This is a genomic window from Streptomyces sp. NPDC044064, from assembly GCF_056434245.1.
This window is the reverse complement of sequence record NZ_JBWKFN010000020.1, coordinates 150,391-171,160: the sequence shown is the minus strand read 5'-3', so window position 1 is coordinate 171,160 and position 20,770 is coordinate 150,391. Positions and strand designations below refer to the sequence as shown.

1 protein-coding gene is annotated in these 20,770 nt (G+C 75.1%); it reads right to left on the bottom strand.

Features of this window, described 5'->3' with window-relative positions; all coding sequences use genetic code 11:
• On the bottom strand, window positions 1-20,581 hold a 20,581-nt coding region (locus AC07DS_RS29800), incomplete at its 3' end, for a type I polyketide synthase (protein ID WP_479150223.1).
• Between the last annotated feature and the right edge of the window lie 189 nt (window positions 20,582-20,770).

The window sequence follows — 20,770 nt, the reverse complement described above, 5'->3', positions numbered from 1 at the left end:
GCGCCTGGGCATCGAGCGCCTTCTCCGACTTCGCCGACACCACCAGCGGGACCACGTCGGGCCGTGCGGCCGGCTCGGTGGCGACCGGTTCCGCCACCGGGGCCTGCGGGGCCTGCTCCACGATCACGTGCGCGTTCGTGCCGCTCACGCCGAAGGCGGAGACGCCTGCCCTGCGCGGCCGCCCGGTCTCGGGCCACGCCCGCTCCTCGCGCACGAGGGCTACGGCGCCGTCGGACCAGTCGACGTGCGTGGACGGGGCATCCACGTGCAGGGTGCGCGGCAGCACCCGGTGCCGCATCGCCATCACCATCTTGATCACACCCGCGACACCCGCCGCGGCCTGCGTGTGACCGATGTTCGACTTGACGGCGCCGAGCAGGAGGGGCCGGTCTTCCGGCCGGTCGTGGCCGTAGGCGGCGATCAGGGCGTTCGCCTCGATCGGATCGCCCAGCGGCGTACCCGTGCCGTGTGCTTCGACGGCATCGACGTCGGCAGCGGACAAACCTGCCTCGGCCAGGGCCTGGCGGATGACGCGTTGCTGGGCCCGCCCGTTGGGGGCGGTCAGGCCGTTGCTGGCGCCGTCCTGGTTGACGGCGGCGCCCCGCAGGACGGCCAGTACGTCGTGGCCGTTGCGGCGGGCGTCGGAGAGCCGCTCCAGGACGATGAATCCGGCGCCCTCCGACCAGGCCGTGCCGTCAGCCGAGTCGGCGAACGCCTTGCAGCGGCCGTCGGGGGCCAGCCCGCCCTGCGCGGTGAACTCGACGAACGCGTCCGGGCTCGACATCACGGACACGCCACCGGCGAGCACCAGTGAGCACTCCCCGGCCCGCAGCGCACGGGCCCCGAGGTGGAGCGCCACCAGGGACGAGGAGCAGGCCGTGTCCACGGTGACCGCCGGGCCTTCCAGGCCCAGGGTGTAGGAGAGCCGGCCCGACATGACGCTGGCCGTGGTGCCGGTGGCGACATGGCCCTGCACATCGGCGGTGCCCCGGCGCAGGACGGACATGTAGTCCTGGCCGTTGGTGCCGACGAACACACCGGTGTCGGTGCCGCGCAGCGCGTCCGGGGCGATACCGGCGCGCTCCAGGGCTTCCCAGGAGGTCTCCAGCAGCAGGCGCTGCTGCGGGTCCATGGCGAGGGCCTCGCGCGGCGAGATGCCGAAGAAGCGCGCGTCGAAGAGTCCGACGCCGTCGAGGAAGCCGCCTTCCAGAGTCGCGGAGGTGCCGCGGCCGAGGGTGTCGAGGTCCCAGCCCCGGTCGGCGGGGAACGCGGTGATCGCGTCCTCGCCGCGGGTCAGCAGCCGCCACAGGTCCTCGGGGGACACGACCCCGCCGGGGAAGCGGCAGCTCATGCCGACGATGGCGATCGGGTCGTCGTCCACCGCCCGCGTCGTGAGGATCGCCGCGCCCGCTTGCGGTCCGGCCGCGGGGACGGTGTCCGCGAGTTCGGCGAGCAGGTGCGCGGACAGGGCGAGCGGCGTCGGGTGGTCGTAGACGAGGGTCGCGGGCAGCCGCAGGCCGGTGGTCGCGGTGAGGGTGTTGCGCAGTTCGACGATGGTCAGGGAGTCGAAGCCGAGGTCCGTGAAGGCCTGGTCGGTGCCGACGGCCGAGGCTTCGGAGTGGCCGAGCACCGCTGCGATCTGTGCCCGGACGAAGTCCAGGACGAGCTTCGGGCGTGCCGCCTCGGCGAGCGCTGCGAGCCGCTCCCGGAGCCCGGACTCCCCGCGCGCCACCTCGGTGTCCCGCACCGAGGCGCCGCGCACTTCGGGCAGGTCGGCGACGAGCGGGTTGGGCCTGAGGGCGGTGAACACCTGGGCGAAGCGGGCCCAGTCGATGTCCGTCACGGTCAGGGTGGTGTCGTCGTGCTCGATGGCGTGCCGCAGCGCGGTGACGGCCGATCGGGGCGGCATCGGGCTGTAGCCGCCGCGGCGCACCCGGGTCTCGACGCCGGCGCCCTCGGCGGCCATGCCCGCTTCGGCCCAGGGGCCCCAGGCCACGGACGTGGCGGGCAGGCCCTGCCCGCGCCGGTGTTCGGCGAGGGCGTCGAGGAAGGCGTTGGCGGCGGCGTAGTTGGCCTGTCCGGCCGCGCCGAGGGTCGCCGCGGTCGAGGAGAACAGGACGAAGGCCGTGAGGCCGGCGGCCCGGGTCAGCTCGTGCAGGTTGAGCGCCGATGTGGTCTTCGGCCCGAGTACGGCCGCGAAGGCTTCGGGGGTGAGCGTGTCCAGGACGCCGTCGGCGACGACGCCCGCCGCGTGGAACACCGAGGTGAGCGGGTACTCCTCGGGGACGGCCGCGAGTACGGCGGCGAGGGCGTCCCGGTCCGCCGTGTCGCAGGCGGCCAGGGTGACCCGGGCGCCCTGGGCGATGAGTTCGTCGCGCAGTTCCCGTGCGCCCGGGGCCTGTTCGCCGCGCCGGCTGACGAGCAGGAGGTGCTCGGCGCCGTGTGCGGCCAGCCAGCGGGCGACCTGGGAGCCGATGCCCCCGGTGCCGCCGGTGATCAGGACCGTTCCGGTCGGGGTGAAGTCCCGTACGGCGGGGCGGTCCGCCACGGGGTGGCGGGTGAGCCTGCGGGCGTAGGCGCCCGAGGCCCGTACCGCGGCCTGGTCCTCGCCCGATGCGGCGGTGAGCAGACCCGCCACCCTGCGGACGGCACCCGCGTCGAGCCGCTCCGGCAGGTCGATCAGGCCGCCCCAGCGCTCGGGGTGCTCCAGGGCGGCGCTGCGGCCGAGGCCCCACACCATGCTGTGCGCAGGGGCGGTGAGCCGGTCCGAGCGGCCGACCTGGACGGCGCCGCGGGTCAGGCACCACAGAGGTGCGTCGAGGCCGGAGTCGCCGAGGGCCTGGACGGCGGTGGCCGTGGCGAGCAGTCCCTCGTCCTGGAACGCGAGCAGGGACAGTACGCCGGTGAACTCGCCCTCTTCGGCGCTCAGTTCACGCAGCTGCTCGGCGAGTCCGGCCCGGCTCGCGCCGGCGGGCACCTGTGCCCGGACCAGCCGGACGGCGTCGGAGGCGAGGGCGTCGAGGAGCGGCACCGGCGCATCGCCGTCGGCAGGCATCAGGCACAACCACGTCCCGGTGAGGGCCGCTCGGGGGTCCGAGCCGCTCAGCGGCTTCCAGGTGATGCGGTAGCGCCAGCTGTCGACGGTGGACGCCTCGCGGCGCTTGCGCCGCCACGACGACAGCGCGGGCACCATCGCCGCCAGGGTCTCGTCGTCCAGCTCCAGACCGGCGCCGAGGGAGGGCAGGTCGGCCCGTTCGACGGCGGACCAGAACTCGGCGTCCACGGGGTCGGACGACGCGGCGGCGGGGGCCACCGGCCCGCCCTCGGGCCAGTAGCGCTGCCGCTGGAACGGATAGGTCGGCAGGTCGACGAGCCGGGCGCCGGTTCCGGCGAACACCGCGTCCCAGTCGACCCGTACGCCCCGGGTGTGCAGGGTGGCGAGGGCCGTGGTGACGGTCAGTGCCTCCCCGCGGCCACGGCGCAGCGCCGGGATCGCGGTGGGCGGCGTGTCCGTCTCGCCCGTGACGGCGCCGACGGCTCCGGTGAGCACGCCGTCCGGGCCGAGTTCCAGGAACGTACCGGTGCCCCGGGCGGTGAGGGTGCGCACAGCGTCGGCGAAGCGCACGGTGGAGCGGACCTGCCCGGCCCAGTACTCGGGCGAGGTCAGCTGCTCGGCGGTGGCGGTCTCGCCGGTCACGGTGGAGACGACCGGGATCGTCGGGGCGTGGTAGGTCAGCCCGCGGGCCACGCGTGTGAACGCGTCGAGCATGCCGTCCATGTGCGGGGAGTGGAAGGCGTGGCTGACCCGCAGCCGCTTGGTACGGCGTCCCTGGGCGGCGAGGCGGGCGGCGAGGTCCAGGACCGGTTCCTCGTCGCCCGCGACGACCACCGAGCGCGGACCGTTGACCGCGGCGAGCGACATGCGCTCCTCGTGCCCGGCCAGCAGCGGCAGGACCTCGTCCTCGGTCGCCTCCAGCGACACCATGGCGCCGCCGCCGGGCAGCGCGGCCATCAGCCGGGCGCGTGCGGCGACGAGGGCGCAGGCGTCCTCCAGGGAGAACACGCCGGCGACGTGGGCGGCGGCGATCTCGCCGATCGAGTGCCCGGCGAGTGCGTCGGGGCGGGGGCCCCAGTACTCCACCAGCCGGTACAGGGCCACTTCCAGTGCGAACAGGGCCGGCTGGGCGTAGGCCGTGTCGTCCAGGAGTGCGGAGGTCCGGCTGCCGTCGTCGGCGAGGATCACGTCCCGCAGCGGCGGTTCCGCTTCCAGGCCGGCAAGTTCGAAGCGGGCCAGTACGGCGTCGAGGGCGTCGGCGAACACCGGGTGGGCGTCGTACAGTTCACGGCCCATGCCGGGGTACTGGCTGCCCTGGCCGGTGAAGAGGAAGGCCGGCTGCCCGGGTGTGGCGCGGCCGGTGACGAGCCGGCTGTCGGTGCGGCCGTCGCGCAGCGCGGTCAGGGCCCGCACCAGGTCGTCCTGGCCGTCGGCGGCGTCGGTCAGCACGGCGGCGCGGTGGTCGAGCGCGGCCCTGGTGGTGGCCAGGGACGCGGCCAGGTCGCTGAGCGGCAGTCCGGGCCGGGCGTCGAGGAGGCCGAGCAGTCGGCCGGCCTGCGCGCGCAGGGCGGTCTCCGAGCGTGCGGACAGGACCATGGGCAGGGCGTGCGCCTGCTGCGGCGCGGGCTCGTCCGTCCCGCGCCCGGCATCCGCCCCGTGGCCCGGGCGCGTCTCCGCCTCGGCGGCCGGGGCCTGTTCAAGGACGGTGTGGGCGTTGGTCCCGCTGAGGCCGAAGGAGGAGACACCGGCGCGGCGGGGTCGTCCGGTCCCGGGCCAGGGGCGCGGCTCGGTCAGCAGCTCGACGGCGCCCTCGGTCCAGTCCACGTGGGTGGAGGGCCGGTCGACGTGCAGGCTCGGCGGGAGGACGCCGTGGCGCATGGCCATGACCATCTTGATGACTCCGGCGATACCGGAGGCCATCTGGGTGTGGCCGATGTTGGACTTCACCGAGCCGAGCAGCAGCGGCCGGTCCGCGGGCCGGTCCTGGCCGTACGTGGCGAGCAGGGCCTGCGCCTCGATGGGGTCGCCGAGCCGGGTGCCGGTGCCGTGGCCCTCCACTGCGTCGACCTCGGCCGCGGCCACGCCCGCGTCGGCGAGGGCCTGGCGGATGACGCGCTGCTGGGAGGGGCCGTTGGGGGCGGTGAGCCCGTTGCTGGCACCGTCCTGGTTGACGGCGGAGCCGCGGACCACGGCCAGGACGCGGTGTCCGTTGCGGATCGCGTCGGAGAGACGTTCGACGAGGACGAGGCCGACGCCCTCGGCGAGACTCATGCCGTCGGCCGCCTCGGCGTACGCCTTGCAGCGCCCGTCGGCGGCCATGGCGCGCTGCCGGCTGAAGCCGACGAACGCGTTCGGTGTGGCCATGATGCTGACGCCGCCGGCGAGGGCGAGGCTGCTCTCGCCGTTGCGCAGCGACTGACAGGCCAGGTGCAGGGCCACCAGCGAGCTGGAGCAGGCGGTGTCCAGGGTGACGGCGGGGCCTTCGAGGCCGAAGGTGTAGGAGATCCGCCCGGACAGGACGCTGGGGATGGTGCCGGTGACCAGGTGTCCCTCGGCGCCGTCCTGGGCGGAGCCGCCGGCGGTGTAGTCCTGGTAGCTGGCGCCGATGAAGGTGCCGGTGCGGCTGCCACGCAGGCCGGCCGGGTCGATTCCGGCGCGTTCCAGGGCCTCCCAGGCGGTCTCCAGCAGCAGGCGCTGCTGCGGGTCCATGGCCAGGGCCTCGCGCGGCGAGATGCCGAAGAAGGCGGCGTCGAAGTCGGCGGCCGAGGTGAGGAAGCCGCCTCGGGTGGAGTATGTACGGCCCGGGGCGTCCGGGTCCGGGTCGTACAGGCCCTCGGCGTCCCAGCCGCGGTCGAGCGGGAACTCGCCGATGGCGTCGCCGCCGGCGGCGACGAGGTTCCAGAGGTCCTCGGGCGAGGCGACGTCGCCGGGATAGCGGCAGCTCATGCCGATGATGGCGATGGGTTCGTCGTCGGTGCGCGCGGCGGTTGCGGCCGTCGCGCCGGAGGCGGCCGTACCCGTGCCGGCGATCCTGGTGCGCAGGAACTCGACCAGGGCCAGGGGGTTCGGGTAGTCGAACACCATGGTGCTGGGCAGGGTCAGGCCCGTCACCGTGGCCAGCCGGTTGCGCAGGTCCACCGCGGTCAGCGAGTCGAAGCCGACGTCGCGGAACGCCCGGTGCTCGGACAGGACGTCGGGGGACGCGTGTCCGAGGACGGTGGCCGCTTCCGCGCGGACCAGGTCCAGCAGCGCGCGGTCCTGCTCGGCGGCCGGCAGCCCGCGCATCCGGGCCGCGAACTCGCCGTCCGAGACGGGCTGCCGGGTCTCGGACGCCAGCCGCTGAACGGCGGGCACCTCCTCGAACAGCGCGGTCGGGCGCCCGGAGGTGAACACCGGGTGATAGCGGTCCCAGTCGATGTCGGCGATGGCGAGGACGTGCTCGTCGTCCTCCAGTGCCCGGTGCAGCGCGGCCAGGGCGAGCTGCGGGTCCATGAACTCCAGGCCGCTGCGGCGGATCTGGCCGGGGTCGACGCGGCCGAGCTTGAGGTCGTCGGACCAGATGCCCCAGGAGACGGCGGTGGCGTGCGCACCGCGGGCGCGGCGGTGTTCGGCGAGTGCGTTGAGGTAGGCGTTTGCGGCGACGTAGGCGGCGTGCTTGCCGCTGCCCCACATTCCGGCGGTGGACGAGTACAGGACGAAGGCGTCGAGCTCTTCGTCGTCGAGGAGTTCGTCGAGGTGCCGGGCGCCGGTGACCTTCGCGTCGACGACCTTCGCGAAGGCCTCGGTGCTGGTCTCCTCCAGGGTGGCCAGCTCGATGACGACGGCGGTGTGCACCACGGTCCGTACGGTGCGGCCCGCGGCCCTGAGACCGTCGAGCAGTGCGGCGACGGCCTCGCGGTCGGTCAGGTCACAGGCCAGGAACTCCGCCTCGGTACCCAGCTGTTCCAGCTCGGCCACGAGTTCGGCGGTGCCGGGCGCCTCGGGTCCGCGGCGACTGGTCAGCACGATGTGCTCGGCGCCCTGCCGGGCCAGCCAGCGTGCCAGGTGCGGGGCGAGGGTGCCGGTACCGCCGGTGACGAGGGTGGTGCCGCGCGGCTGCCAGCCGGTCTTCTTGCCGGTGCTCGCGGCGCCGGCCGGGGTCACCCGGCGGGCGAGCAGGCCCGAGGGCCGTACCGCGATCTGGTCCTCGCCGGTGGTGCCGGCCAGGACGGCGGCGAGGCGTACGGCCCCGCGCCGGTCGAGCGTCTCGGGCAGGTCGACGACGCCGCCCCAGCGCTCGGGGTGTTCCAGGGCCGCCGTCCAGCCCAGGCCGTGGATCTGCGCCTGGGCCGGGTGGGTGAGCCGGTCGGCGCGCCCGGTGGAGACCGCGCCGCGGGTCAGGCACCACAGGGGTGCACCGATGCCGGCGTCGCCGAGCGCCTGGACGAGGGCGAGGGTGCGGGCGAGGCCCTCGGACAGAGCCGGGTGGGCCGCGCCGGGCTCCTCGTCGGCGGCCAGCAGGGACACGATCCCTGCGAACTCCGTGCCGTCGGCGACCGTTTCGGTGAGGCGCGCGGCCAGCGTCGTACGGTCGGCACACGTCGGGTCCAGTACCAGGTGCCGCAGGCCGGCCCCGGCGGCGGTCAGCGCGTCCGTCACGTCGGGGGCGGCCGGGGTGCGGCCGCTGACGACGAGCCATGTGCCGGTCAGCACGGCGGTGGAGGCCGGGCCGCCGAGCGGCTTCCAGGTCTGCCGGTAGCGCCAGGAGTCGACGGTGGACCTGTCACGGCTGCGGCGGCGCCACGCGGTCAGGGCGGGCAGCACCGGGGAGAGGGTGGCCTGGTCGAGGTGGAGGCCGACGGCCAGCGACTCGACGTCCTCCTGCTCCACGGCGTCCCAGAACTCGGCGTCCACGGGCCGCTCCGCGCCCTGGCCGCCGCGCGGGTGGACGGGTACGGCCCACAGGTGCTCGCGCTGGAAGGCGTAGGTGGGCAGGTCGACGCGCGCGGCGCCGGTGCCGTCGAAGACACGGGTCCAGTCGGTGCGCACGCCGCGCACGAAGGCTTCGGCGAGGGAGGTCAGGAAGCGGCTGCTGCCGCCCTGGTCGCGGCGCAGGGTGCCGACGGCGACGGCCCGGTGGCCGGTCTCCTCGGCGGTGGCCTGCACCGCCATGGTCAGCACCGGGTGCGGGCTGACCTCCACGAAGACCTGGTGGTCCGCGGCGAGCAGGGCCTCGACGGCCGGCGCGAAGCGGACGGTCTGCCGCAGGTTGCGGTACCAGTACCCGGCGTCCATGGCCGTGGTGTCCAGCCAGTCGCCGGTGACGGTGGAGTAGAACGGCACCTCGGCCGGGCGCGGGCGCACGGGTGCCAGGGCCGTCAGCAGCTCGTCCTGGAGCAGTTCGACCTGCGCGGAGTGCGAGGCGTAGTCGACGGCGATGCGGCGGGCGCGGACGTCCTGTGCGGTGAGGTCCGCGACGAGGGCGTCCAGCTGGTCGGGGGCCCCGGCGACCACCACGCTGCGGGGGCCGTTGACGGCGGCGACGGCGATGTCACCGCCGCGTGCGGCGAGGCGTTGCTCGGTCTCGTCGAGCGACAGCGGTAGGGACACCATGCCGCCGGAGCCCGCCAGGACGCGGGCGATGGCCCGGCTGCGCAGGGCGACGACTCGGGCCGCGTCGTCCAGGCTCAGTGCGCCGGCGACGACGGCGGCGGCGATCTCGCCCTGGGAGTGACCGACGACGGCGTCGGGCCGGATCCCGTAGGAGCGCCACAGGTGGGCGAGCGAGACCAGCACGGCGAAGGTGGCGGGCTGGACGACGTCGACGCGGTCCAGGGTGGGTGCGCCATCGGTCCGGCGCAGTACGTCCACCAGGTTCCAGTCGGTGTACGCGGCGAGCGCGGCGGCGCACTCGTGCAGCCGCTCGGCGAAGACCGGGGACTCGTCGAGGAGTTCCGCGGCCATGCCCGTCCACTGGGAGCCCTGGCCGGGGAAGACGAAGACGGTCTTGCCGTCCAGGTCGGCGGTGCCCTGGACGACGGTGGCCGAGGAAGCGCCGGTGCCCAGGGCCTCCAGGCCGTCGTGCAGTTCCTGGGTGCCGCCGCCGATGACGACGGCGCGGTGGTCGAGCAGGGCGCGCGTGGTGAGGAGCGAGTGGCCGATGTCGAGGGGGCCGGGGCCGGGGTGGCCGGTCAGGTGCTCGGCGAGCCGCGTGGCCTGGGCGCGCAGCGCACCGGGGGTACGCGCGGACAGCACCCACGGGAGGGCGTTTCCTGCCACGGGTGCCCGCTCACTGCTGGGCAGTTGGGCGCGGCGGGGTGCCTCTTCGAGGACGGCGTGCGCGTTCGTACCGCTGATGCCGAAGGAGGACACGGCGCAGCGGCGGGTCCGCTCGCCCTCGTCCCAGGCGGTGGGGGCGGTGAGGAGGGAGACGGTGCCGGGTGTCCAGTCGATGTGCGAGGACGGCTCGTCGGCGTGCAGGGTCCGCGGGAGCACTCCGTGGCGCAGCGCCATGACCATCTTGATGACGGCGGCGACACCTGCGGCGGACTGGGTGTGGCCGATGTTGGACTTCACCGAGCCGAGCAGCAGCGGCTGTTCGGGGGCGCGGCCTCGGCCGTAGACGGCCTGGAGGGCCTGGGCCTCGATGGGGTCGCCCAGGGCGGTGCCGGTGCCGTGCGCCTCCACGGCGTCGATGTCGGCGGGGGCGAGGCCGGAGTTGGCGAGGGCCTGGCGGATGACCCGCTGCTGGGAGGGCCCGTTGGGCGCGGTGAGCCCGTTGGAGGCGCCGTCCTGGTTGATGGCGGACCCGCGGACCACGGCGAGGATGTCGTGTCCCCTGGCCTCGGCGTCGGAGAGCCGTTCCAGGACGAGGACACCGACGCCCTCGGCGAGGGTCATGCCGTCGGCGTCCTCGGAGAAGGCCTTGCAGCGGCCGTCGACGGCCAGGGCCCGCTGCCGGCTGAACGCGATGAACGCGTTGGGGTTGGTCATGACGGTGGCGCCGCCCGCGAGGGCTAGATCGCTCTCCCCGTTGCGCAGGGACTGGCAGGCCAGGTGCAGGGCGACCAGGGAGGAGGAGCAGGCGGTGTCCACCGTGACCGCCGGTCCCTCCAGGCCGAACAGGTAGGCGAGGCGGCCGGAGAGCACGCTGGGGCTGGTGCCGGTGACGGCGTGTCCGGCGGAGGAGTCGTCCATGCCGATCCCGTACTCCTGGTACGTGGATCCGATGAACGTGCCGGTGGCGCTGCCGTGGACGGTCGTCGGGTCGATGCCCGCCGCCTCGAAGGCCTCCCAGGTGGTCTCCAGCAGCAGGCGCTGCTGCGGGTCCATGGTGAGGGCCTCGCGCGGCGAGATGCCGAAGAATCCCGCGTCGAACTCGCCGGCGTCGTGGAGGAATCCGCCCTGCGTGGAGTACGTCCTGCCGGGGGCGTCGGGGTCGGCGTCGTAGAGGCCGGTCTCCCAGCCGCGGTTGACGGGGAACTCGGAGATCGCGTCGGAGCCCTCGGCGACCAGCTGCCAGAACTGTTCGGGGCTACTCGCGCCACCGGGGAATCGGCAGCTCATCCCGACGATGGCGATCGGCTCGTCGAACCGTCCGGTGGCCGCGGCCCGAACCGGGGCACGGCCGTCGTCGGCGCCGGCGATCTCGTCGCGCAGGAAGGCGGCGAGGGCGACGGGGGTCGGGTGGTCGAAGGCCATGGTGCTGGGCAGCGGCAGGCCGGTGCGGGCCACCAGACGCTTGCGCAGGTCCACCGCCATCAGCGAGTCGAATCCGGCGTCGCGGAACGCGCGGGTGGTGGCGACGCCCTCGGCGGAGGCGTGCCCGAGGACTGCGGCAGCCTCCCGGCGGACCGTGTCGACGAGCAGCTTGTACTGTCCGTCCTGGTCCAGTCCGCGCAGCTGCGTCACGAAAGCGGAGGCGGCGGCGTCGCGGCTCTCGCCGGCCGTGGCGAGCTGCCGCACCTCGGGCAGCTCGGTGAACAGGCGGCTGGGCCGTGCGGCGGTGAAGACGGGGACGTACGTCTCCCAGTCGACGTCCGCGACGGTGACCGTCACCTCGCGCCGGACGACGGCGCGGCGCAGCTCGGCGAGGGCGGTGGCGGGCGCGAGGAAGCGCAGGCCCTGGCGGGCGAGACCGTCGGAGACGGCCTCGTGGGTGGCCATGCCGGCCTCGGCCCAGGGGCCCCAGGCCACCGAGGTGGCGGCCAGGCCGCGGGCGGCGCGGTGTTCGGCGAGGGCGTCGAGATAGGCGTTGGCGGCCGCATAGGCACTCTGTCCGGCGCTGCCCCAGACACCGGCGACGGAGGAGAACAGGACGAAGAAGTCGAGGTCGTGGTCGGCGAGCAGGGCGTCGAGGTGGGCGGCGCCCAGCATCTTCGCCTCGGCCGTCGCCGTGACGTCGGCCAGCGGGGTGGCCGCCAGTGCGGAGGCCTGCCCGACGCCGGCGGCGTGCACGACGCCGGTGAGCGGCCGGTCCTCGGGGACGGCGGCGAGCAGGGCCGCCAGCGCCTCGCGGTCGGTGGTGTCGCAGGCCGCGACGGTGACCTCGGCGCCCAGCTCTCGCAGCTCGGCGGCCAGTTCACCGGCGCCGGGGGCGTCGGGGCCGCGTCGGCCGGTGAGCAAGAGGTGCTCGGTGCCGGCGCGGGCGAGCCAGCGGGCCACCTCGGCCCCGAGGGCGCCGGTGCCGCCGGTGACCAGCACGGTGCCCCGTGCCGACACGTCGCTCTCGTGCGGGAGTTCGGCGGCGGGCCGGCGCACCAGTCGGCGGCCGTAGGAGCCGGTCGCGCGCAGCGCGATCTGGTCCTCGGCGTCGGCTGCCGGTGCGGCCAGAGCGCTGACGAGCCGCTGCACCGTGGGTGCGTCCAGGACGGGCGGCAGGTCGGCCAGGCCACCGAATGCCTGCGGCCGTTCGAGAGCCGCGACCCGTCCCAGGCCCCAGACGGCGGCCTGGACGGGCTCGGTGAGCGGGTCGGCGGCGCCGGTGGACACGGCACCGCGGGTCACGGTCCACAGCGGGGCGGTCGTCCCGGTGTCGGTGAGGGCCTGGGCCAGGACGACGCTGAGCGCGAGCCCGGTGGGCAGACCGCCCCCGGTGAGGGGGCCCTGGTCGGTCAGCGGCAGCAGCGACAGGAAGCCGGCCGCGTTCGCCGCCCCGGCCTCGGTGAGGCGGGTGGCGAGCACGTCCCGGTCGAGGCAGTCATCGTCGAGGACGAGTGGTTCGAAGCGGGCGCCGTGCCCGCGCAGGGCGTCGAGCAGCCCGCCGTCGTCCACGGCGGCGGTGGTGGGTACGAGCCAGGTGCCGTCGAGGACGGGGGCGGCACTCGCCCGGACCGGCGCCCACCGGATGCGGTAGCGGGCCGTGTCCAGCAGCGTCTTCTCATGCCGGCTGCGACGCCAGGAGGTGAGCGCCGGGAGCAGGGCGGCGAGGCCCGCGTGCTGCTCGTCACGCAGTCCGAGCAGGGCGGCCACCCGGTCGGTGTCGGCTCGCTCGACGGCATCCCACAGGGCGGAGTCGGCCGGGTCGGCCGTGACGGCGGTGGCGGTGGTCTCGGGCCAGTACCGCTCGTGCTGGAAGGCGTAGGTGGGCAGTTCGACGACGGCGGCGGGGCGGGGGGCGTGGTACGCGGCCCAGTCCACGGCGATTCCGCGCACCTGGAGGCGGGCGAGGGCCGTGGCGGCGGTCCGTTCCTCGTCCTGCCCGGCGCGCAGCACGGGGACCGTCCGGATGCCGGTGTCGTCGGGGGCGAGGACGTCCTCGGCCAGCGCGGACAGCACGCCGTCGGGGCCGATCTCCAGGAAGGTGGTCGCGCCGGTGGCGCGCAGGGCCCGTACACCGTCGGCGAAACGGACGGTCCGGCGGACGTGCTCGACCCAGTAGTCCGGGGTGCACAGCTCCTCGCCGGTCGTGAGCTCGCCGGTCAGATCGGAGACGACGGGCAGGGCCGGTGCGGTGTAGGTGAGGGTTTCGGCGACCCGGCGGAACTCGTCGAGCATGGGCTCCATACGGGCCGAGTGGAAGGCATGGCTCACCCGCAGCCGCTTGGTGCGGCGCCCCTCGGCGGCGAACTCCTCGGTGAGGCGCAGGACTTCGGCCTCGTCACCGGAGATCACGACTGCGCGCGGGCCGTTGACCGCGGCGACCGACACGGCTCCGGAGTCGGTCAGGCGGGCGAGGACCTCGTCCTCGGTGGCCTCCAGGGACACCATGGCGCCGCCCTCGGGCAGCGCCTGCATCAGCCGGGCGCGGGCGGCGACCAGCGTGCAGGCGTCCGCGAGGGACAGCACGCCGGCGGCGTGCGCGGCGGTGATTCCGCCGACCGAGTGGCCCAGCAGTGCGCCGGGGCGCACGCCCCAGGAGGCGAGCAGCCGGAAGAGGGCGGTCTCGACGGCGAACAGCAGCGGCTGGGCGTAGCCGGTGCGGCCGAGCAGTTCGGCCTCGGGCGAGCCGTCGGCGGCGAACAGGATCTCCCGCAGCGGCCGGTCGGCGCCCCGGTCGAGGTGACCGAGCGCCTCGTCCAGCGCGGCGGTGAACACCGGGAACCGTTCGTACAGTTCGCGGCCCATGCCGGGGCGCTGGGCGCCCTGGCCGGTGAACAGCAGGGCCGGCCTGCCCGTGCCGCCGGTCTCGCCCGTCACGAGGGCGGGATCGGTGTCCCCGGTGGCGAGCGCGGTCAGCGCGCGCAGGAGGTCGTCGCGGTCGCCGACCGCGGCGGCACGGTGGTCGAAGGCGGAGCGGGTGGTGGCGAGGGACAGGGCGATGTCGGCGGGGTCGAGGTCCGTTCGGGTCTCGACATGGGCGCGCAGCCGGGCGGCCTGGTCGCGCAGGGCCGCACGGCTGCGGCCGGACAGTGGCCAGACGGCCGTGCGGGGGTTGTCCACGGGCACGGGCCGGGGCTGCGTGGCTGCCGCCGTATCCGGAACCTGTTCCAGGATCACGTGGGCGTTGGTGCCGCTGATGCCGAACGAGGAGACGCCGGCGCGGCGCGGTCGGCCGCTCTCGGGCCACGCGGTCTCGTCGGCGACCAGTTCCACGGCTCCGGCGTCCCAGTCCACGTGGGTGGAGGGCTGCGTGGCGTACAGGGTGCGCGGGACGACGCCGTGGCGCATCGCCATGACCATCTTGATGATGCCCGCGACACCCGCGGCGGCCTGCGTGTGGCCGATGTTGGACTTCACCGAGCCGAGCAGCAGTGGCTGTTCGGGGGCGCGGCCCTGGCCGTAGGTGGCCAGCAGGGCCTGGGCCTCGATCGGGTCGCCCAGGGTGGTGCCGGTGCCGTGCCCCTCGACCACGTCGATGTCGGCGGTGGTCAGACCGGCACCGGCGAGGGCCTGGCGGATGACCCGCTGCTGGGAGGGCCCGTTGGGGGCGGTCAGGCCATTGCTGGCACCGTCCTGGTTGACGGCGGAGCCGCGGACGACGGCCAGCACCCGGTGGCCGTTGCGGCGGGCGTCGGAGAGCCGTTCCAGCACCAGGACGCCGACGCCCTCCGCCCAGCCCACGCCGTCGGCGCTGTCGGAGTACGCCTTGCAGCGTCCGTCCGGGGAGAGCCCGCGCTGCCGGGAGAACTCGATGAGGGAGGTCGGTGTGGACATCACGGTCACACCGCCGGCGAGCGCCAGCGAGCACTCCCCCGCCCGCAGTGCCTGCATCGCCCAGTGCAGGGCGACCAGCGAGGACGAGCAGGCGGTGTCGACGGTGACGGCCGGGCCCTCCAGGCCGAGGACGTACGAGACGCGGCCGGAGGCGATGCTCGGCGAGGTGCCGCTGCCCTGGTGGCCCTCGAAGCGCTCGTCGGCGAGGGTGGCCGCGTAGTCGTTGTACATGACGCCGGCGAACACACCGGTCTGGCTGCCGCGCAGCGACACCGGGTCGATCCCGGCCCGCTCGATCGCCTCCCACGAGGCTTCCAGCAGAAGCCGCTGCTGGGCGTCGGTGGCCAGGGCCTCGCGTGGGCTCATGCCGAAGAAGGCCGGGTCGAAGTCGGCGGCGTCGTGCAGGAATCCGCCGAAGCGGGTGTAGGTGGTACCGAGGTGGTCGGGGTCCGGGTCGTAGAGGGAGTCGAGGTCCCAGCCGCGGTCGGTGGGCAGACCGGAGATGGCGTCGGTGCCTTCGCGCACCAGTCGCCACAGGTCGTCGGGCGAGGCGACCCCGCCCGGGTAGCGGCAGCTCATGCCGACGATGACGATCGGGTCGTCGTCGTGCCCGGCCGGGCGTGCCGCGGTCGTGGCGAGCGTGCCGTCCTCGCCCATCAGCTCGTCGAGGACGTGGGCGGCGAGCGCGGTGACCGTCGGGTAGTCGAAGATGACGGTGGCGGAGGTGCGCAGGCCGGTGGCGGTTCGCAGCCGGTTGCGCAGTTCGACGGCGGTCAGCGAGTCGAAACCGAGGTCCTGGAACCGGCGTACGGGGTCGACGTCCTCGGGGCCGCCGTGCCGCAGGACGGCGGCGACCTGGGCGCGTACGAGCTCCACGACCGCCTCGTCGCGGGCCGCGGTGTCGAGTCGGGCGAGGCGCTGGACCAGGCCGGCCGCGGCCTCGGAGCCGGCCACGACGGAGCGCCGGGCCGGGGTGCGGATGAGACCGCGCAGCAGCGGCGGTACGTCTCCCAGGGCGCGCAGGACCGGCAGGTCCAGACAGGCGGGCAGCAGCACGGGGGCGCCGAGCGCGAGGGCGGCGTCGAACAGCGCGAGGCCGTCCTGCTCGGACAGGGCGGGGGTGCCCGTCCGGGCGAGCCGCTCCACGTCGGCCTGGGTCAGGGTTCCGGTCATGCCGCCGTCGGCGGAGGCGTCGGCGGTCGGGGCCCACGGGCCCCAGGCCAGCGACTGGCCGGGCAGTCCGGCGGTGCGGCGCAGCTGGACGACGGCGTCGACGAAGGCGTTCGCCGCGGCGTAGTTGCCCTGTCCCGGGGCGCCCACGGAGCCGGAGAGGGAGGAGAAGACGACGAAGGCGGCCAGGTCGTCACCGCGGTCGCGGACCGCTTCGTGCAGGTGCCATACGGCGTCGGCCTTCGGGCGCAGCACGCCGCTGATCCGCTCGGGGGTGAGCGAGTCGATGACGCCGTCGTCGAGGACGCCCGCGGTGTGCACCACGGCGGTGAGGGGGTGTGCTTCGGGCACGGCCGCGAGCAGCCGGTCGACCGCCGCGCGGTCGGCGAGGTCGCAGGACTCGACGGTCACCTGGGCTGCGCCGAGGCCGCGCAGTTCGTCGGCGAACTCCATGGCGCCGGGTGCGGCAGGTCCGCGGCGGCCGGCGAGCAACAGGTGCCGTACGCCGTGCCGCGCGACCAGGTGGCGGGCGAGGGCCCGGCCGAGACCTCCGGTGCCACCGGTGATGAGGACGGTGCCGTCGGGGTTCCGGTCGGTGACCGGGGCGGTGGCGTCCGTGCCGGAGTGGCGGGCGCGGGCCAGCCGGGCCATGAGCACCTGGCCGTCCCGCACGGCGAGTTGCGGTTCGTCGCCGCCGAGGGCCTGCGGGGGCAGGGCTGCGGGGGCGTCCGGGTCGAGGTCCAGCAGGCCGAACCGGCCCGGGTGTTCGGCCTGGGCGGAGCGCACGAGGCCCCATACGGCGGCGCCCGCGGGGTCCTGCACGCCCTCACCCTCGGCGGCGACCGCGCCGCACGTGACGAAGGTGAGCCGGGAGGCGGCGCCCGCGTCGTCGGCGAGCCAGGACTGCATCTGGCCGAGGACGCGGGCGGTGAGGGCGTGGGCCGCTGTGGCCGGGTCGCCGGCCGGGTCGCCCACGGCGGGGGCGAGCACGACGTCGGGTACCGGCTGCGCGCCCGCGGCCAGGGGTGTGCCGAGGTGGAACGGGTCGTCGCCGAGGACGGCCACCGACGTCGGCGCGGTGGGGGTGGCGCCCCGCAGCCGGGTCCAGCGCAGCTCGAACAGGGCGTCCCGGGCCAGGGTGGTGGCGGCGGTCAGTCGTTCGTCCGGCAGGGCGCGCAGGACGAGCGATCCCACGGAGGCGACGGGCCGTCCCTCGGTGTCGGCGACGGCGAGGGACACGGCGTCGTCCGCGGCCCAGGAGAGCCGGACCCGCAGTGCGCGGGCGCCCTCGGCGTACAGCGCCACGTCCTGCCATGAGAAGGGCACTCCGCCACTGCCGTGCTCGCCGAGGTCCAGGAAGGCCGAGCCGTGCAGGGTGGCGTCGAGCAGTGCCGGGTGGAGGCCGAAGGAGCGGACGTCCGCGTCGCTGTCGGGCAGCGCCACCTCGGCGAGGACGTCGTCGCCGTGCCGCCATGCGGCACGCAGCCCCTGGAACAGCGGCCCGTAGCCGAATCCCAGGGTGCCGAGCCGCTCGTACAGGTCGTCGGTGTCCAGCGGGCGGGCGGCGGCGGGGGGCCAGTCGGCGGCGGCGAGACCGGCGAACGCGGTCTCCTGCGCGGCTGCTTCCGCCTGATCCGCCGCGGCGAGGACACCGCCGGCGTGCTGGGTCCACGGCTGGTCCTCGGCGCCGTCGGGCCGGGAGTGGACGGTGAGGGTGCGGCGGCCGGCCTCGTCGGGGCTGCCGGCCCACACCTGCACCTGGACACCGCCCTGTTCCGGCAGGACCAGCGGCGCGGCCAGCGTCAGCTCCTCGACCCGGTCGCAGCCGGTCTCGTCACCCGCGCGCAGGGCCAGTTCCAGGAAGGCGGTGCCGGGCAGGAGCACGGTGCCGCGCACGGCGTGCTGGGCCAGCCAGGGGTGTGTGCGCAGCGACAGCCGCCCGGTGAGCAGCAGTCCGTCGGAGTTGGCGAGGGAGACGGCGGCGGCGAGCAGCGGGTGGCCGGCCGCGCCGAGGCCCGCCCCACGGACGTCGCCGGTTCGGCTCAGCGCGGTCCTGGGCCAGAACCGGCGGTGCTGGAACGCGTACGTCGGCAGGTCCGCACACCGGGCGTCCGTGCCGGCGAAGTACTCAGCCCAGTCGACGCGCACACCGCGGACGTGCAGCCCGGCCAGGGCCTCCGTGAGGGTGTCGGTCTCGGGCCGGCCGGGCCGCAGCACCGGCACGGCGGTGACCGGGTCGTGGGACTCGAGCGCGGTCCGGGTCAGCGCGGACAGCACTCCGTCGGGGCCGACTTCGAGGAAGAGGCCCGCGCCGTGTCCGCCGAGCCAGTCGAGGGCGTCGGCGAAGCGGACGGTACGGCGGACGTGCTCGGTCCAGTGGTCGGGCGAGGTCAACTGCTCGACGGTGGCGGGAGCACCGGTGACCGTGGACACGATCGGGGTCACCGGAGCCTGCGGCGACAGGCCGGCGACCACCGCGCGGAACTCGTCCAGCATGGGTTCCATGAGCGGCGAGTGGAAGGCGTGGGACACCCGCAGTCGGTTCGTCCTGCGGCCGAGCGCGGTGAAGTGCGCTGCGACGGCCTCGGTCTCGGCCTCGGCGCCCGCGACGACGACCGCGGTCGGGCCGTTGACGGCGGCGAGGGAGACCCGGTCCTCGCGGCCCTGCAGCAGGGGCAGCACCTCGGCCTCGGCGGCCTCTACGGCGATCATCGCCCCGTCGGCCGGCAGCGCCTGCATCAGCGTGCCCCGGGCGAGGACGAGCGCGGCCGCGTCGGCGAGCGTGAACACCCCGGCGACATGCGCGGCCGCGATCTCGCCGACGGAGTGCCCGGCGAGGAAGTCCGGCTTGATGCCGAAGGACTCCGTCAGCCGGTACAGGGCGACCTCGACCGCGAAGAGTGCGGGCTGCGCGTAGGCGGTGCGGTCGAGCAGTTCGGCGTCGGCGCTGCCCTCGGCCGCGAACAGCACGTCGCGCAGCGGACGGTCGAGTCCGGAGTCGAAGTGGGCGAGGACCTCGTCGAGCGCGCGGGCGAACACCGGGAAGCGAGCCGCGAGTTCACGGCCGGTGCCGAGCCGCTGCGAGCCCTGCCCGGCGAAGAGGAGGGCGAGTTTGGGGCGGGCGTGGGTGCTGCCCTGCACGGCGGCCGATGCGTCGCCGTCGCAGAGCGCCGCGAGCGCCGCGAGCGCCGCGGCGGCGGCCTCGCCGCTCACCGCGGTGATCACCGCTCGGTGTTCCAGGGCTGCCCGGGTGGTGGCCAGGGAGCGGGCGATGCCGGCCGCGGACAGCCGGGGCCGGGCCTCCAGGAAGGAGCGCAGCCGGGCGGCCTGGGCGCGCAGGGCGTCGGGGGTCCGTCCGGACACGAGCCAGGGCAGCACCGCCCCGTCGGTCTCCGCGGCCGGTACGGGCTCCGGCTCGGTCTCCTCGGCCGGCGGGGCCTGCTCGATGACGGCGTGGGCGTTGGTGCCGCTGAGACCGAAGGACGACACACCGGCGCGGCGCGGCTCGTCCCGCTCCGGCCAGGCGGCCGGCTCGGTGAGCAGGCGCACGGCTCCCGCCGTCCAGTCCACATGGGTGGTGGGCGCGTCGACGTGCAGGGTCTTCGGCAGCAGGCCGTGCCGCATCGCCAGCACCATCTTGATGACGCCGGCGACACCGGCGGCCGCCTGGGTGTGGCTGATGTTGGACTTCACCGACCCGAGCAGGAGTGGCCGCTCGGCGTCGCGGCCCTGCCCGTAGGTCGCCAGCAGGGCCTGCGCCTCCACGGGGTCGCCGAGGGTGGTGCCGGTGCCGTGGGCCTCGACCACGTCGATCTGATCGGCCGACAGCCGGGCGTTGACCAGGGCCTGTTCGATCACGCGCTGCTGGGAGGGGCCGTTGGGAGCGGTCAGGCCGTTGCTGGCGCCGTCCTGGTTGACGGCGGAGCCGCGCACCACGGCCAGCACGGGGTGGCCGTTGCGGCGGGCGTCCGAGAGCCGTTCCAGGACCAGGACACCGACGCCCTCCGCCCAGCCGGTGCCCTGCGCGGAGTCGGCGAAGGAGCGGCAGCGGCCGTCGGCGGCCAGCCCGCCCTGGCGGGCGAACTCGACGAATGTCGTCGGACTGGACATCACGGTGACGCCGGCGGCCAGCGCGAGGGAGGACTCCCCCGAGCGCAGTGAGTGAGCGGCCAGGTGCAGGGCGACGAGGGAGGAGGAGCAGGCGGTGTCCACGGTCACGGCCGGTCCGACGGCGCCGAAGAAGTACGACAGCCGGCCCGAGATGACGCTCGTGGCGTTGCCGGTCAGGACGAAGCCCTGGACGTCGTCGTCGGGACCGGTGCGGTACTCCTGGGGCATCGCGCCGACGAAGACACCGGTCCGGGTGCCGCGCAGCGTGAGCGGGTCGACGCCGGCCCGTTCGAAGGCCTCCCAGGACGTCTCCAGGAGCACCCGCTGCTGGGGGTCCATGGACAGGGCCTCGCGGGGCGAGATCCCGAAGAAGTCGGGGTCGAACTCGGCGGCGCCCTGGAGGAAACCGCCGAAGACGTCCGTGGGGCCGTCCTGCGGGTCGAGTTCCCAGCCGCGGTCGTCGGGCAGCCCGGTGATTCCGTCGCGCCCCTCGACGAGCATGGCCCACAGGTCCTCGGGGCTCGCCACCCCTCCGGGATAGCGGCAGCTCATGCCTACGATGGCGATCGGCTCACTGGCGGCGGCCTCGAGCTCCGTCACCCGCTGCCGCGCGCGCTGCAGGTCGGCGCCGGCCCGCTTGAGGTAGTCCCGCAGTTTCTGCTCGTTGCCCATATCAACTCAACCCATCTGGAAGACCAGCGCAGACCAGCGCACAGTCTCGGCAGGCCGGCGCAGGAAAACCCCTAGTCGTGGCCGGGTGCCGGCCCGGGACGGGCGGGGCCGGGCGCTCCTGCGGGAGCCGGCCGGCGGGCAACACTAGGGGTTTGCTGCCGGTGGGCGGGACAGCATCGGCGCTGCGAG